Below are 16,083 nucleotides of genomic sequence, written 5' to 3' on the forward strand. Positions count from 1 at the left end.
ACAGCAATTTTTTGAAATTCAGCCGAAAATTCCTTCGGCAAACGAACATCGGATTGGCCGGGGGGAAGCGCACCATTATCTGCATAGCCACGCAGCAGCATAGTTCGGGAATCCACCCACGCACTCAACTTTGCGTCCGCGACGCTCATGCGCGATTCAAGGTTTCTGTTAACCTCGTCCATCGCGGCACGTTCACGCGACGGCGCATCCAGCGCCATATACACCGTCGCCGGGATCAGCACCGTTCCCATGAATAACATGACCGTAAAGCATTCAACCCTAAGCTTTGGCCAATGTCCGAATTTTCCGAACGGATTTCCGCTCAGAAGGGAGACATATATCAACTCACCAAGAACGACGTTCAATATCCCGTTCGCGACCTGCTTTGCGACCACAAGGGCAAGCGACAGCTGATCCATTTTCAGGATGCCGCCATAGAATAGGAACACCAAAGGCGCGCCTGCCACTATCCAGTAAATGACGACGCTGCGGACAGGTGAGGTGCGGCGCGCAACGATCGCGATAAATATCGCTTCGCATATCCACACGATCCAAGCCCATGGGTGGTTCCACAAGATGATCGACCCGATACTTGACACTGAAACCGCAAGCACCAGAGACTGCGGCGCCAACATGCGCACAAATGCATATACCAGCACGTTTCCGAGTACAAAGTTCATGCCCCAGCCAAGCTTGAGCTCGAACATATTCAGGAAAAGTCCTACAACACCGAGCAATAGGGCAATCAGAAGTTCTGTTTTGGGAATATCCCGGGTCGCCGGGAATTCGGTCCAGCGGCGGTTCAACACACCAATACCGTGCGGATAGCCGCGACCAATGCGTCCGTGTCCGCTGGCTTTAGAAAGATGGGAATGTCGGCCAAATCGTCGCCTAGCTGCGTGCTGGCGTCACCCGTCAAAATCATGAAATCCACATGACGCCCTTCCGGTAGGGCGTCGCGCACGCCTTTAATCATGCTGATGCCATCCAAATGCGCCATGCGCAGGTCGGTGATGACAACTGCAATATCCGGCATTTCCAGAATCATTGCCATGCCTTGAACGGGATCAGCACAGGTGAACGTTCTGAACCCCGCGAGTTCGAAAAACTCCTGATATTCGGGCAGGATTTCGTACTCGTCATCGATAAGCAAAATGCTTGAGGACGAATGAAATGGTTGGGCGTCAGCCCCTTTCAGCAGTGAATTCATGAAGCATCCCAACTATGCATTTTCTGCTAGTGGATATGCATAGCTGATTTCAACCTGTTTTGCATCTAAAACAGGCATCGCAGCGCAAGCGGCGCTCGCGTTTTAGGGTTTCCTTTGTTTACCCGCTGATATTCGGAGAAAACACCCGGCTGACACCGAACCGCCAGATGATCACATTCGCATAAATTTGCCCTGGGCGAAGAACAATTGAAGCAAAAGAGGGTTGGTTGAGTGCGTCCGGAAACATTTGCGGCTCAAGCGCAATCGCATCGCCGATTCCATAGCTTTTGCCTGCCTTGCCCGGCGTCATTCCGTCAAAAAAATTGCCGGAATAGAACTGCAGCCCCGGCTGGTTAGACAGCAACGTCATCGTCCGACCGGACACTGGATCTTCCAAATGTGCCATCAATCGGGCCTCGCTGGTGACTTGCGCACCCATGATCCAATTATGGTCATATCCGCTGCCATGGGTCAGTTGAATGTCTGCGTTGCTGCGAACATATTTGCTAATCGGCATGGGTTCACGAAAATCAAATGGCGTGGCAGCAACGCTGCGGCGCTCTCCCGTTGGAATAAGCGTCGCATCAACCGGCAGATATTGTTCGGCTGGGATCGTCAGCACATGGTCCATTGCATCATAGGCAGCCCCCTCCCCGCCCAAATGCCAATAAGCATGGTTCGTCAGGTTCACGCAGGTCGGCGCATCGGTGACGGCTTCGTAATGCACCGACAGCGTATTGTCGGGGTGCAATTGATAGGTTGCGGTAACCGTCAATATGCCCGGATATCCCTGATCACCATCGGGGCTCATATGCGAGAGCGTCACCGATAACGCCTCTTCATCACACGCCGTGATCGTCCAGTTCACCTTGTCGAACCCGACATCGCCCCCATGCAGCGAATGGGTGCCGTCATTGGCGGGAACGCTAAAGACCTTGCCATCAAGCTCAAAACGCGCGCCGGCGATACGGTTGGCGACCCGGCCGACGGTCGCGCCGAAATATTGCCGCTGCGCGACATATTCCGCAATATCGGCATAGCCCGTTGTAACGTCCGCAAAGTTACCCTTGGCGTCGGGCACACACACCGACTGGATAGAAGCGCCATAGCTGATGATCCTGACCGACATGCCGGCGGCATTGGTCAGCGTCACCGCGTGGACAGCTTCACCGCTGGCCAGCGTTCCAAAAATGTCGCGCTGTAAGCTGGGTTGGGTCACGCCGTTTTCCTGTGCATGTCGTTACGAATCTATAGCGACCCGCGCTTTCATGATTGAGCGCTTATACGCCCTGACCATTTTCGGCGGCGTTATCATAACGTATTTCAAGATACCGGCCACGCACCGCCAATTTGTCGAGCTCGCCGCGCGAAATCTGGCCGGTCATCGTCTCGATTTCACGGTCGATGGTCTTCAGGCCATCGACCAGCTGCTGCGCAGGTGTCTTTCCGGCATGCTCTTTATGGCGAAGGCTATCGGGAATGCGTTTATAGCCGTTAATCAGCTCGGGCAGATGTTCCCCCACAAGTTTCCGGACTTCACGGGCCGCAGGGTCATTATCGTCAAGCGTTTGCAGTTGCGGCGCAAGCTGGTCCAACCGGACACCGATATCTTGCATCAACGACACCGCAGGCGCGGGCAATGCAGGGCGCTGCGCCTCAAGCCAAATCTCTGTTTTTCCTGCCAATGTGCCTAGATCGGTGATCTTCAAGCTCTCCGCCGTGGGCATCGGCATTTGCGGGAAACGCATCAGGACATAGGCGGCGGTTGTCACCAGCAGGGCGGTGATCATCACGCCCCAAAAACCGATGCCGCCAATAATGCCGCCGATGATGCCTGCGCCAATTAATACAGCACCAACCGCCATTGTCGCTTTGCTCAATTTGCCCCAGAAATGTGCGCGACGCAGCGCCTGCGACTTTGTCCCGATGGGGGCAAAGCGGACATTGCGCAGCGACCGTGCCGCGCCGTTAAGGATGTCGTCGGAATTGGATGCAGGGCTATTCATATTGTACCTTGATGTGCAAACCGTAGTGCTGAGCCTGTCGAAGTACGTCCAGCCGACAAGCGCCCTTCGACGGGCTCAGGGCTACGGTGAAATATCGTCATTATGCCTCAAGTGACAGCAAACCGCTGTCCTGTACCGGCTGGGTCGCCTGCGCCTGCCCTTCGGCCCGCGCGATATAGCCTTTGGACTTTTCGACTTCTTTTTCGAGCGCTTCGGACGTTTGCTTCATGCTGTCGAGCGCCTTCATCTTGAAGGTGTCGATGGCATCCATCGTGTCGTAAATATTCTGGAACGCACGGCTCAATGTTTCCAACGGGATGGTGGCGCCGGCGGCTTGTTCATGAATACGGCCCGTATTGTCGCGCAGCAACTGACCGGTGCTGTCGATGATATTCGCGGTCGTCGTGTTGAGCGCGGTAATCTGGTCCAAAACGAGCTTTTGGTTGGTCATCGCCTGCGCCACGGTAACCGCCGTGCGCAATGCGCCAACCGTGGTGGTCGATGCGCGGTCAACGCCTTTGACCAGTTCGACATTGTTCTTTTTGACCAAATCAAGCGCGAGATAGCCCTGCACCGTCACGGCCATTTGCGTCAGCAAATCCTGCGTACGTTGGCGCACATAGAACAACGCGCTTTCCTTTATCGCGCGCGCCTTGGCGGGGTCGGACAGTTCAAGCTCAGCGGCTTTTTCTTCCAGTTTCGTGTCCAACTGCTTGGACATGACAATCATCTGTTCCAGCTTGCCCATGGCAACCCACAGATTCTGCCGTTCAACGTCAATCGCGGCATTGTCCATCAACAGCTCGTCCTTGCCATTACCAAGACGCGCGAGAACCGAGCTGATATGCGTTTGCGAACTTTGATAGCTGTCGAAATAATTGCGCAGTTTGTTGCCGAATGGGATGATGCCAAACAGCTTTTGCTTGGTCATCAAATTGCCCTTTTTAGAAGGATCCAGATCTTCAACAACGCGGCGCAATTCGGCGAGATCCGCGCCGACGCCTGAACTTTCATCCATGCGGCGAATGGGCTTATCGAGGAAGCGGTTCGACTGCGCCGATGCTTCCATAATTTCCTTGCGGCCCATGTTGGTCAATTGGTCCACGCGCTTGCCAAATTCAGGGCTGTTCACATCCTGCGCGACCAAATCAGCGACATAGGCTTCAACGCGCTGCGCAAGCTTGCTTTGCTGTTCATCGGTCACCGGAACCAAGCCCATCGCCTGTTGCGGCGCGACGGTCGGCACGGGGTCGGGCGGCGTCAGCTTCAGCTCTGGTACGGTTTGGGTAACGGTTTCAGTCGACATCGCTAAATCCCTCTGTCCTTTGATCGTATAACAGATGGAGCGACTGCCTGACCTTTTCAAGCACTTAGCGCCCCCGGCTGTATTATTTTTCTAATACAGCGCTGCCTTATTCCTTCAAAGCAGCTTCGACCAGCGGCGATAATCCTTCGACAACCCGCGACACCCCTTTGGCATTGGGATGGATGTTATCGGGCAGCATCAGCGCGCCATCGGTCACCACGCCGTCAAGAAAAAACGGATATAAAGGCGCGTCATATTGCTTCGCGAGTTGCGGGAATATCGCGTTGAAAGCATTGCCATAATCCTGACCCAGGTTCGGCGCGGCTAACATGCCGGTCAGAAGAACGGGAATATCGCGCCGCTTAAGCTCGTCCAGCATCGCGACCATATTTGCTTTGGTTTCTGCAGGCTTGATACCGCGCAACATATCGTTGCCGCCAAGGCCAAGTAAGACCAAATCCGGCTTGCGCTCCAGATTATCGAGCACAAAAGCCAGCCGCGTTTTTCCCGCCGCTGTCGTATCGCCTGATACGCCAGCATTGTGGACCCGCGCATTTATGCCATCGGCCTGCAACGCTGCCTGCAATTGCGGCGCGAGCCCTTCATTGGGGGCAAGCCTGTAGCCTGCGTACAGGCTGTCCCCAAAGGCCACGACCAGCTGGTCATATGCCTGAACCTTCGCCGTTTCCTGCGCTTGCGCCTTATTTTCCGCTACAGGGTTAGACCCGCATGCACCCAGCCCTTGGATTGCGACAATAAGCGCACCATATAGCCAAAAACCTCTATTCATAAGGATGCTTCCTTGCACGCTCCGGTTAACATGAAAACGGATATGGCAATCCGTGCGGCAAATGTCACCCTCAGCCTTGGTTCCAACGATGCCGCGGTGTCGATTTTACGCGGCGTAGACCTTGAGGTGCCGTATGACAGCAGCGTTGCATTGCTTGGCCCATCGGGCTCGGGCAAGTCGTCGCTCATGGCGGTTTTGGCGGGGCTTGAGCAAGCCACTGGCGGCACTGTTCTGGTCGACGGCCTCGACTTTACGAAACTGGATGAAGACGCGCTGGCACGCGCACGGCGCGGGCGGATCGGCATTGTGCTGCAGGCGTTTCACCTGTTGCCAACGATGACCGCGCTCGAAAATGTCGCAATCCCGATGGAACTGGCGGGGATGGATGACCCGTTCGGCCGCGCAAAGGCCGAGTTGGACGCGGTTGGCCTTGGCCATCGGTTGACGCATTATCCATCGCAGTTGTCAGGCGGCGAGCAGCAACGCGTGGCCATCGCCCGCGCCATGGCCGCTGGCCCGAAAATCATATTTGCAGACGAACCGACGGGCAATTTGGACGGATCGACCGGCACGTCGATCGTCGACCTATTATTCGCCCGCCGCGCAGCATTGGGCGCAACGCTGCTGATTATCACGCATGACCCGGAACTCGCACGCAAGTGCGACCGCGTCATTGTGATGCAAGATGGCCATGTGGTGGAGCGTGTGACCACGTGATGCACACTTCAATGTCAAAAACAACCGTAGTCCTGAGCAGCGGGTGCGAAGCAGCCGCGTCCGTCGAAGGACGCCCCTCGGCCTTGGAGCAAAGTTCTGGACGCCCTTCGACGGGCGCAGCCGCGTGCGGCTGCTGCTCAGGGCTACGGTGTTTGTTGAAAGCGCGCATTTTATGACCCTCCCGCTTGCCGCGATTTGGCGTATCTCGCGCCGCGATCTGTCCGCACGCATTCGCGGGTTGCGGCTGCTCGCGATTTGCCTGTTTCTGGGCGTCGCGACATTGGCGGCGATTGGCAGCCTGACGGCCGGGATTTCAGACGAGCTTTCACGCCGCGGCCAGACGATCCTGGGCGGGGATGTCGAAATTGGCATTGCACAGCGCGAAGCGAACGCCGCGGAAATGGCGGCGATGCGCAAGGCGGGCGCGGTTTCCGAAACCATCCGTTTGCGCGCAATGGCGATTGGCAACGACAGCCTGCTTGCGGAACTTAAGGCCATCGACAGTGCCTATCCGCATTATGGCGTGCTGAAGTTGCGCGAGGGCGGCTCGGCCAAAGCGCCCGCAAAGGGTGAAATCTACATCGGACCAACCTTGTCCGAACGGCTTGATATCGCAACCGGCGGCACCGTCCGTTTTGGCGAAGCAACGTTCAAGGTGGCAGGCATCATCGCGGAAGAGCCCGACCGTTTGGGCGAAGGCTTCACGCTTGGGCCAGTCGCCATCATCAACATGGCGTCGCTGCCGGACACCGGCCTCATCCAGCCGGGCAGCATGTATGAAAGCAAATACCGCATCAAGCTTGGCCCGCAGGAGGATGCCGCAGCCGTCGCCAAAGCGCTTGAGGCCCAATTTCCCTCCGCAGGCTGGGATATTACCGACCGGTCAAACGGCGCGCCGGGAACGCGGCGTTTCATTGAGCGCATGGGGCAATTCCTGACATTGGTCGGCCTCGCCGCATTGGTCATCGCCGGTATTGGCGTCGGCAATGGCGTCGGCAGCTATCTCGCCAGCAAACGGGCAAGCATCGCGACATTGAAGGTCACGGGCGCGGACAGCCAGACGATTTTCCGCATCTATATGCTGCAAATCCTTGCGGTCGCGTCCGTCGCGATATTGGTTGGCCTTGGCGTCGGCAGCGTCATGCCGATGGCGATTGGTTGGGTCGCAGGCGACATCCTGCCTGTAGCGCCGGGTTTCAACCTGCATCCGCTCCCCTTGGCGATCAGCGCTATCTACGGCTTGCTCATTGCACTCGCCTTTGCCCTACCCCCGCTTGCGCGGGCCCGCACGGTGCCCGCCGCAGGGCTGTTCCGCGCGATCGTCGAAGGTAACAGCCGCATCGACCGCAAAAGCACCATCTGGGTCGTTGGCGCGATTTCCGCAATCGTGGCGCTGGCGGTTGTCACAGCACGCGAGCCGATGTTCTCGCTGGCGTTCATTGGCGCGGCGTTCGGCCTGTTGCTTTTGCTCACGGGCATAGCATTCCTGCTGCGCTTCATTGCCATTCGCCTGCCCCGTCCAAAGGCTCCACTGCCCCGGTTGGCGCTCGCCAACTTGCATAGGCCAGGCGCACAGACACAAGCACTGGTCGTCGCCTTGGGCCTTGGGCTGACCTTATTCGTCACACTTGCGGCGATTCAGACCAGCATAAATAACGAGATCAAGAACAGCGTCCCCGAACGCGCACCAAGCTTTTTCGTGCTGGATATTCCGCGCGACGGGGCTGCGAAGTTCACCAACATGGTCAAGGACGCAGACCCTGCCGCCACGATCAACCTCATCCCCGCGCTGCGTGGCACGATCATCGAATATGGCGGCCAACGCGTCGATCAATTGGAGGAGCTACCCGAAGGCGCATGGGTGCTCAACGGCGACCGTGGCCTGACCTATAGCGCCGATATTCCAAAAGGCAGCGAGCTTGTGGAGGGCGAATGGTGGCCAGCCAATTATAAAGGGCCAGCGTTGGTCAGCCTTGATGCCGAAATCGCTAAAGTGCTCGACGTTGGCATTGGCGATAGCCTGACCGTCAGCCTGCTTGGCGTCGAAGTTCCCGCCAAGATTGCGTCACTGCGCACGGTCAATTGGGAGAATTTCGGCCTCAATTATGTGATGGTCTTCTCACCCGGCAGCCTCGACGCCGCGCCGCACAATATGGTGGCGACGTTGACGGTGTCAAAGGACGCCGAGCGCGTCTTGGCCAAATCCTTACCGCCTGCATTCCCCTCATCCTCCCTGATTGAGGTTGGCGAGGTGACTGCGCAGATTACCAATTTGCTGAGCCAAATGGCGCAAGCCATCGCGGCGGCTGCCTCCATCGCGATCTTGGCGGGTATCGCTGTTCTGGTGGGTGCCATCGCCGCAGCGCGCCAGTCGCGCATCTATGACGCGGTGATTACCAAGATGCTGGGCGGCACACGCCGCCAGATATTGGGCGCACAGGCGATGGAATATGGTATCTTGGCCGTGGTGCTCGGATTGCTTTCCCTCGCCCTTGGCATGGGGGCGGCATATTATGTCGTCGTGCACATCTTCGATTTCAGCTTCGCGCCCGATTATGGCATATTAATGCTGACGTTGGTCGGTGGCGCTGGGCTGACATTCATACTCGGGATTGTCGGCTCATTGCCGATATTGGCCGCACGGCCATCGGAGGCGCTCAGAAGTCTTTGAATACTCACCGTAGCCCTGAGCCTGTCGAAGGGCGCCTGTAAGTGGGGCGTGCTTCGACAGGCTCAGCACTACGGTTTTTGATCTCCAGCCAAATGCGTCGCCATAGGTGCAGACAATATCAACTGCGCCATATGGTACGCCAGCGTCGGTAACAGCACCATGCCAGCAATCGCTGGTGGGAATATCGTGGCCGCCAGCGGCGCGCCAATGGCGATGCTTTTCTGCCCGCCTGAAAACAGCATCGTAATCCGGTCACCGCGTGGCAGCTTCATGACCCCGCCCAGCACCCACGCGCCGCCAAAGCCGACGACCAGCATGATCGACAGCGCCACCGCCAACCACGCCAGTTCATCGCCGCGCACAATGCTCCAGATACCCGCAACCACCGCGCCTGAAAATGCGACATAGACGGCAATCGCAATCGATATGCGGTCCATCCATGTCGCGAGCGATTTGTGCGCTTCGACCCACGGCTTGAACCAACGCTGCATCATCTGGCCAAGTGCAAAGGGCAGCAGCAAGATCAACGCAATCCGTCCCACGGCTTCGCCCGACACGCTGCCTTCGCCCACATGCGCCAGCAAAGCGAACAGCACAGGCGAAAGGACCACGCCGACAAGGTTAATCAACGCGGCAGCCACCACCGATGCGGCAACATTGCCTTTGGCCAATGCGCAATAGGCAGCGGCCGACTGCACCGTTGATGGCAAAATCCCGGTGAACAATATGCCGAGCGCCAGCGTCGCCGGAAGGACATTGTCGAAAATATGCGACAGCATTAATCCAGCGGCGGACATCACCCCAAATACAAACAGGAAAATCGCGCCCTGCAGCCGCCAATTGCGCACGCCGTTGACGACCTCTTGCCGTGGCAACCGGACACCGTTCAGGAAAAAGAGCACGAAAATCGCCGCCGACGATATCCTGGCCGCAATATTGGCAGCCTCCCCACGCACGGGTAGAAAGCTTGCCAGCAATATCGTGCCAAGCAGCAAAAGAACGAAGCGGTCAGCAAAGATACGGGCAATCATGGCGACGCTTTGACCTGAACAATCGCCTATTGCAACACCAGCGATGTTGCGCCGCAACACATATTGGGTTAAGGGCCCGCGAGAATCTGGTGGCATGTGGCTACCATGAAGACCTTCCAAAAGGCCCATTTCCAAATGTCATTGCGTAATATCGCCATCATCGCGCACGTCGATCACGGCAAAACCACCCTTGTTGACCAACTGTTTCGTCAGTCTGGCACCTTCCGCGACAACCAGCGCATCGAAGAACGCGCCATGGATTCGAACGACCTCGAAAAAGAACGCGGCATCACCATTCTTGCCAAGTGCACATCGGTCGAATGGAACGATACCCGCATCAATATCGTCGACACCCCAGGCCACGCCGACTTTGGCGGCGAAGTTGAACGCATCCTTTCGATGGTCGACGGCGTTATCCTCCTCGTCGATTCCTCCGAAGGCGCAATGCCACAGACGAAGTTCGTTACCGGAAAGGCTTTGGCGCTTGGTTTGAAGCCAATCGTCGTCGTCAACAAGATCGACCGTCCTGACGAGCGTATTCAGGAAGTGTTGGACGAAGTGTTCGACCTGTTCGTGTCGCTGGATGCGACCGATGAGCAGCTTGATTTCCCTGTGCTCTATGCATCGGGCCGTAATGGCTATGCGTCGACGGACCCAAGCGCACGCGAAGGCACGCTGACCCCGATGTTCGAAACCATCGTCAGCCATGTTCCAGAGCCAAAGGCCGACGTTGATGGCGAGTTCAAGATGCTTGTCACCTTGCTTGACCGCGACAACTTCCTTGGCCGTATTCTGACTGGCCTCGTGCTGTCGGGTACCGTCAAGGTGAACCAGCAAATCCACGCATTGAACCCGGACGGCAAGATTGTCGAAACCGGCCGTGCATCCAAGATCATGTCCTTCCGTGGCCTTGAGCGCGTCCCTGTTGACGAAGCGAAGGCAGGCGACATTATTTCGATCGCCGGCATGACCACCGCGACCGTGGCAGACACGATTGCCGAACCAACGGTGACCGAGCCATTGCAGGCACAGCCTATCGATCCGCCAACATTGTCGATGCGCTTTTCGGTGAACGACAGCCCGATGGCTGGCCGTGAAGGCACGAAGGTCACGAGCCGCATGATCCGCGACCGTCTGATGCGCGAAGCCGAAAGCAACGTCGCCGTCCGTATTACCGAAGCCGAAGACAAGGACAGCTTTGAAGTGGCTGGCCGCGGCGAACTTCAGCTGGGCGTTCTTATCGAAACGATGCGCCGCGAAGGCTTTGAACTTGGTATCAGCCGCCCACGCGTGCTGTTCCGCGAAGACGAAAAAGGCCAGAAGACCGAGCCCTATGAAACGGTCGTCATCGACGTTGATGATGAATATTCAGGTACAGTCGTCGAAAAAATGGCCGTGCGTAAGGGCGACCTTACCGACATGCGTCCTTCAGGTGGCGGCAAGACCCGCATCACCTTCAGCGCGCCATCACGCGGCCTGATCGGTTACCATGGCGAATTCCTGTCCGACACGCGCGGCACGGGCATCATGAACCGCTTGTTCGAAAAATATGGCCCACATCGTGGCGCAATCGAAGGCCGCAAGAACGGCGTTCTGATTTCAAATGGTGCTGGTGAAGCCGTTGCTTATGCGCTTGGCCCACTGGAAGAGCGCGGCATCTTGATGGTATCGCCAGGTGAAGCTTTGTACGAAGGCATGATCATCGGTGAAAACGCCAAGCCAGACGATTTAGAAGTGAACCCAATGAAGTCGAAGCAGCTGACGAACTTCCGTTCGACCGGCAAGGACGACGCCATCCGCCTCACCCCGCCAAAGCGTCTCACGCTTGAGCAAGCCATTGCTTATATCGATGACGATGAAATGGTTGAGGTCACGCCAAAGAACATCCGCTTGCGCAAGCGTTTGCTGGATCCGAACGAACGGAAAAAAGCATCACGCGCCAAGCAGGCTGCATAAACAAAAAAGGGCGCCACTTTGGCGCCCTTTTCTTATTCGGACTATCCGGTTCGCCTAGAAACGGATTGCCGCGGTCAAACGGATATTGTGCATAGCAAAATCGCTGTCGCTGCGACGCATATCGGTTCCGCCCGATACGAGCAGGAACGGATCCGTCACCGCCGCTGTGCCTGGTCCGACCGACACGACATAATCATCGTCATCGTCATCGTCATCGAAATTGGTGTAGAGATATTCAAGGCCAAGCGAGAAGTTTTTAGCAAGCTTCACTTCCGCGCCGCCGCCATAGGAATAGCCCCAGCTTTTGCTGTTGCCATTGTCGGTAAAGCTGTTGACGCCATTGGTGGTGGTAAAGCTGTTGTTGATCTTGGCATAGGCTGCACCACCGGTTGCATAGAATAATGCACCGCGCGCGGCATATCCGAGACGCGCACGGGCTTGCAGCGAATAGTCGATTTCGCGGGTTAGCGTGTAGGTATCGGGCGTGTCGCTGAATGCTGTTACGCTGTCACGCGATTCATTCATGCCACCTTCAAGCACAAAACCATATACGATGTTACCCGACTGTACGTCATAGCCAGCGCGGATGTTGTATTCATATCGGTCCTTGTCACTCAAGCAGCCATCCGTTGGCGCGGTTCCCGTTGATGCGCCGCCACAAAAGCCGGGTGCGAAAGCATCAGCGGCCAAAATTGTGTTCACGCTGTTGTCGAATGCACCGTCACCATCGGTATCAAAAACAACGCTCTCATTGCGATCGTTTCTCTGTGCGCTAATGCCGATCGATCCGCCGATATACGCGCCTTCCCACTGTTCATCTTCTGACTGTGCAAATGCAGGACTTGCAAATGTTGCGAGCGCGGCAGCGCCGATCAATAATATTTGGGAGATTTTCATGTCGATTTCCTTGTTGGTTCGTTAGTCACCAACCAGAAAACGTGGGAATCTCAATTTAGATGCATTAAAATGCACTAAAAATGGAACTGCGGCTTTAATACCACCGATATACTTGCATGTTCGCGCGTTTAAACGGCTTCACCCGCAGCGACGCCGCTCGCCCATGCCCATTGGAAGTTATAGCCACCCAGCCAGCCCGTGACATCCACAGCCTCGCCGATGCAAAACAGCCCCGGCATTTTCTTGGCTTCCATTGTTTGTTGCGACAGGCCGTCGGTGTTGATCCCGCCAAGCGTCACCTCCGCCTTGGCATAGCCCTCACTGCCATTGGGCACGAAAGGCCAACAATCGAGCAAAGCGCCTGCCTCTGCCAGCTTGCGGTCGCTTTGGTCGGCCAGATTCCCGTGCAGCGCAAGCTTATCCGCCAAAGCCTCTGCCAATCGAGCTGAAAGGACGCGATCAAGCGTCGATTTGATGGTGGCCTTTGGTCGGGCACGCTTTTCGGACAACAGCCATGCCGGCGCATCATGATCCGGCAGGAAATCAATCCCAACGCGGTCACCGGGCCGCCAATAGCTGCTGATCTGAAGAACCGCAGGGCCGCTCAGTCCGCGGTGGGTGAACAGGGCTGCTTCGCGAAAGGCGGTTTTGCCATGCTGCGCAACGACCTCAGCCGATACGCCCGACAGTTCGCGGAACAGCACATCATCCCCGCCGAGCGTCAGCGGCACCAAAGCCGGCCTTGGCTCGACAATCTTCAATCCAAATTGTCGGCCCAGATCATAAGCAAATGCGGTAGCACCCATTTTCGGAATGCTTGGGCCGCCCGTGGCAATGACCAAAGATCCGGCAGATGCGCGCAGGCCGTTATACATGACATGATAGACGCTGCCGGCGTGCGACACCTCGCCAACGGGGGAATTGAATGCAAAGTCCACCCGGCCGCCAAGCGTTTGCGATCGGTCGCATTCTTCCATGAGCATTTCGACAATCTGGCGCGCGGATCCGTCACAGAACAGTTGGCCAAGCGTTTTTTCATGAAAGGCGATGCCATAGCTGCGCACCAGTTCGATGAAATCCTGCGGCGTATAACGTCCCAAAGCCGACTTCGAAAAATGCGGGTTGGCGGACAAATAGCGTTCTTGCGCATGGACCGTTGTCGCGTTGACGTTGGTGAAATTGCACCGGCCGCCGCCCGAAATCAGGATTTTCTTACCCGGTCCCGTTGCATGGTCAATGACCAGCACGCGCCGTCCACGCTGCCCTGCGGTCAACGCACACATCAGTCCAGCGCCGCCAGCGCCCAAAATTATTACATCATAGTTGTTCGAAATTGCCATTTTGAAGCCCCTGCACTGCCCGCGCCATATTGCCAAGTGCTATGCTTTGCGGCAAAGCCGCGCGCATGACTGAAGAGACCAAAGCTGCAGGGGCAGATACCCCACCCGATCACTTGTCGATTAACCCGATGAGCCCGCATTTCGACGGCGATTTATTGTCGCGCGGCGTGGGTATTCGTTTCAAGGGCGAAATCCGCACAACCGTTGAGGAATATTGCATTTCCGAAGGCTGGATTAAGGTTCAGGCCGGCAAAGCGCGTGATCGCAAGGGCAACCCATTGCTTATCAAGCTGAGCGGACCTGTCGAAGCTTGGTTCGAAGACCTTGGCGACGACGCACCGGTGGCTAAAGCCTAATTTTTAGACTTTATCATTTCGGGAAAACCGAAATGAGCTTCGCCAATTGGTCGTTGACCGGATCAAGTTGATCATCGGGCGTCATCCCAAGCCGCACGATCGTCAGCCGATGCTGCGGTGACACCACGACAAATTGGCCCAGATGCCCAAGCGCGGCGAACACATCCGATGGCGCTTTCCCGGGGAACAGCACCTGATTTCGCGCGTCATTTCCCGTGCGGTTCAGCCAGATATGCGCGCCATAGCTGCGGTTGTTCGGGCTTGGCGTTTTCATAAAGCGCATCCAGCTTGTCGGCATCAACTGTGCGGCCTGAACCGACCCGTTATTACGCAGAAATTCACCGAATTTCGCCCAGTCGCGCGCCGTGCCGTGGATCATGCTTCCGCCCAGCATGGTACCATTCCGGTCGAATTCCGGGACAAAGCTCGTAAGCCCCAATGGCTCGAACAACCGCCCACGCGCATATTCGAGCATGGCGTCGCGGCGCACCACCGGATCCTTACTGTCGGTCAGCGACCGGGTCATGATGTCCGCAAGAATATGGCTCGTTGCCGTGCTATATTCGAATTTTTCGCCGGGATTGGCTTCAAGCGGGCGTGTCTCGGCGTAACGCGCAACATTTTCTCGGCCATCCAGAAACAACATACGCGGGGTGTCGGCATCAAAAATCTCGATGTCACCTTCAGCCATTTCGGTGTGGTCGAGGCCTGAGGACATATGCAGCAAATGCCGCAGCGTTATTTTTGCGCGGTTATCGCGCGGCGCTTGCCATTCGGAGACAATCGCGGGCTCATCCAGCGCAAGGCGACCGTCCGCTACCATCAGGCCAACCAATACGGCAGTAACGCTTTTGGCCATGGACCAGCTAATCAACCGCGTGTCAGGGCCGTATCCCGGCGCATAACGTTCCGCAACAATGCGGCCACCTTGCATGACGACGAGCGCGCGGGTTTCGCCGACAGCGGGATCTTCGAAAAAAGGCGCGATGGCATCTGCAAGCTTCTCTTGGCTCACCGCTGCGTCGTCGGCGATCTGGGTAAAGCCGGGGCCAACGGGCTTTGCAGGCGGCTCTGCGCCGCATCCAGCGAGGGCAAGTGCCGTTAATGCACAAAAAGCGGTTGCGGCGCGGCGGAAATTGTTTCTAGGCATATCACAGTTTGATGCACCAAATGGAGGGTCTATGGCAACCGCAACTTCAAAAGCTGGACCAAAAGCACGGCAGCCACGGTTCAAGACCCTAAAAACAATCGTCGCAGCATTGGCCGTGATCGCGGTTTTATGGCTCGTCTGGAACTGGAACAGCATCAAAGGGCAAGCGCGCCTCGGCGCCGCATATGGCGCGCACATCTCCTGTTCGTGCCGTTATATCGAAGGCCGCGACATGGCGTCTTGTGAGACCGATAAGGAAAAGGGCTTGGAAATCGTGCGCCTAAGCGACGATCCCGAAAACAAGCGCATTTACGCGTCGGTTCCCTTTTTGGCAGAAGCCGTTGCCGAACGCCGCGGCGCAAATGGCTGCGTTCAGCTCAATCAGGCAGAAATAGACGCGCTGTAACCTAGGGTCAGGACCTATTACATGCACCATCGCGGTTTGAGGCCATATTGTTCAGTGCAAGGCGGCAAGCGCCGGACTTAGTGGTTCTAAGTCCAAGCTTGCCAACGTAGCAATGGACAATATGGACCAAATCCGAAGGACGCCAAAATGGCTTCGATCTCAAAGCAAAATGCCCTTGCAGGCAGAATAACTGCCTGCGGTGGACATTTTACTTCGATATCTTTGCCATTTTGACGCCGCGATGGTG

At 56.7% G+C, this 16,083-nt stretch carries 15 protein-coding genes; 5 read left to right on the plus strand and 10 right to left on the minus strand.

The window, feature by feature from the left end; translation table 11 throughout:
- The 6 genes from ACIQ0G_RS05485 to ACIQ0G_RS05510 all read right to left on the minus strand — a co-directional run.
- A partial coding sequence (locus ACIQ0G_RS05485) for a hypothetical protein (protein ID WP_397577035.1) occupies positions 1 to 707 on the minus strand: 707 nt, incomplete at its 3' end.
- A gap of 95 nt (positions 708 to 802) precedes the next feature.
- Positions 803 to 1,210 (minus strand): response regulator, encoded by a 408-nt coding sequence (locus ACIQ0G_RS05490; RefSeq protein WP_397577036.1) that lies wholly within the window; start codon positions 1,208 to 1,210, stop codon positions 803 to 805.
- 118 nt (positions 1,211 to 1,328) lie between these two features.
- On the minus strand, positions 1,329 to 2,429 hold the full coding sequence (locus tag ACIQ0G_RS05495; protein WP_397577037.1) for an aldose epimerase family protein: 1,101 nt from the start codon (positions 2,427 to 2,429) through the stop codon (positions 1,329 to 1,331).
- A gap of 61 nt (positions 2,430 to 2,490) precedes the next feature.
- Positions 2,491 to 3,216 (minus strand): hypothetical protein, encoded by a 726-nt coding sequence (locus ACIQ0G_RS05500; RefSeq protein ID WP_395627834.1) that lies wholly within the window; start codon positions 3,214 to 3,216, stop codon positions 2,491 to 2,493.
- A gap of 100 nt (positions 3,217 to 3,316) precedes the next feature.
- Positions 3,317 to 4,522, minus strand: coding sequence for a toxic anion resistance protein (locus ACIQ0G_RS05505; RefSeq protein ID WP_397577038.1), 1,206 nt, complete (start codon positions 4,520 to 4,522; stop codon positions 3,317 to 3,319).
- Between the two features lie 106 nt (positions 4,523 to 4,628).
- Entirely contained in the window at positions 4,629 to 5,312 is a 684-nt protein-coding gene (locus tag ACIQ0G_RS05510; protein WP_397577039.1) for an arylesterase, read from the minus strand.
- 42 nt (positions 5,313 to 5,354) lie between these two features.
- On the opposite strand from ACIQ0G_RS05510, the gene ACIQ0G_RS05515 reads away from it, so the two are divergent.
- Positions 5,355 to 6,029 (plus strand): ABC transporter ATP-binding protein, encoded by a 675-nt coding sequence (locus ACIQ0G_RS05515; protein ID WP_397577040.1) that lies wholly within the window; start codon positions 5,355 to 5,357, stop codon positions 6,027 to 6,029.
- Between the two features lie 172 nt (positions 6,030 to 6,201).
- Positions 6,202 to 8,700, plus strand: a complete 2,499-nt coding sequence (locus tag ACIQ0G_RS05520) for an ABC transporter permease (protein ID WP_397577041.1) — start codon at positions 6,202 to 6,204, stop codon at positions 8,698 to 8,700.
- Positions 8,701 to 8,768: 68 nt separating this feature from the next.
- Here the strand turns inward: ACIQ0G_RS05520 and ACIQ0G_RS05525 are convergent, their stop codons facing one another.
- Positions 8,769 to 9,827, minus strand: a complete 1,059-nt coding sequence (locus ACIQ0G_RS05525) for a bile acid:sodium symporter family protein (protein WP_397577042.1) — start codon at positions 9,825 to 9,827, stop codon at positions 8,769 to 8,771.
- Between the two features lie 39 nt (positions 9,828 to 9,866).
- Between ACIQ0G_RS05525 and typA the strand changes: the two genes are divergently transcribed.
- Positions 9,867 to 11,687 (plus strand): translational GTPase TypA, encoded by a 1,821-nt coding sequence (gene typA / locus ACIQ0G_RS05530; protein ID WP_397577043.1) that lies wholly within the window; start codon positions 9,867 to 9,869, stop codon positions 11,685 to 11,687.
- A gap of 54 nt (positions 11,688 to 11,741) precedes the next feature.
- Here typA and ACIQ0G_RS05535 read toward each other — a convergent pair whose 3' ends face one another.
- Positions 11,742 to 12,584 (minus strand): outer membrane protein, encoded by an 843-nt coding sequence (locus tag ACIQ0G_RS05535; protein WP_397577044.1) that lies wholly within the window; start codon positions 12,582 to 12,584, stop codon positions 11,742 to 11,744.
- Between the two features lie 128 nt (positions 12,585 to 12,712).
- Entirely contained in the window at positions 12,713 to 13,924 is a 1,212-nt protein-coding gene (locus tag ACIQ0G_RS05540; protein WP_397577045.1) for an NAD(P)/FAD-dependent oxidoreductase, read from the minus strand.
- Positions 13,925 to 13,989: 65 nt separating this feature from the next.
- Between ACIQ0G_RS05540 and ACIQ0G_RS05545 the strand changes: the two genes are divergently transcribed.
- Entirely contained in the window at positions 13,990 to 14,280 is a 291-nt protein-coding gene (locus ACIQ0G_RS05545; protein ID WP_183939995.1) for a DUF3297 family protein, read from the plus strand.
- Positions 14,281 to 14,293: 13 nt separating this feature from the next.
- Here ACIQ0G_RS05545 and ACIQ0G_RS05550 read toward each other — a convergent pair whose 3' ends face one another.
- Positions 14,294 to 15,430 carry a serine hydrolase domain-containing protein gene (locus tag ACIQ0G_RS05550; protein WP_397577046.1) on the minus strand — a complete coding sequence of 379 codons (1,137 nt, stop codon included), beginning with the start codon at positions 15,428 to 15,430 and terminating at the stop codon, positions 14,294 to 14,296.
- A 31-nt stretch (positions 15,431 to 15,461) separates the two neighbouring features.
- Here ACIQ0G_RS05550 and ACIQ0G_RS05555 point away from each other — a divergent pair, with 31 nt between their 5' ends.
- On the plus strand, positions 15,462 to 15,836 hold the full coding sequence (locus ACIQ0G_RS05555) for a hypothetical protein (RefSeq protein WP_397577047.1): 375 nt from the start codon (positions 15,462 to 15,464) through the stop codon (positions 15,834 to 15,836).
- The last annotated feature ends 247 nt before the right edge of the window (positions 15,837 to 16,083 follow it).

It is taken from the genome of Sphingorhabdus sp., assembly GCF_044354325.1.
Classification (GTDB): Bacteria; Pseudomonadota; Alphaproteobacteria; order Sphingomonadales; family Sphingomonadaceae; genus Sphingorhabdus_B.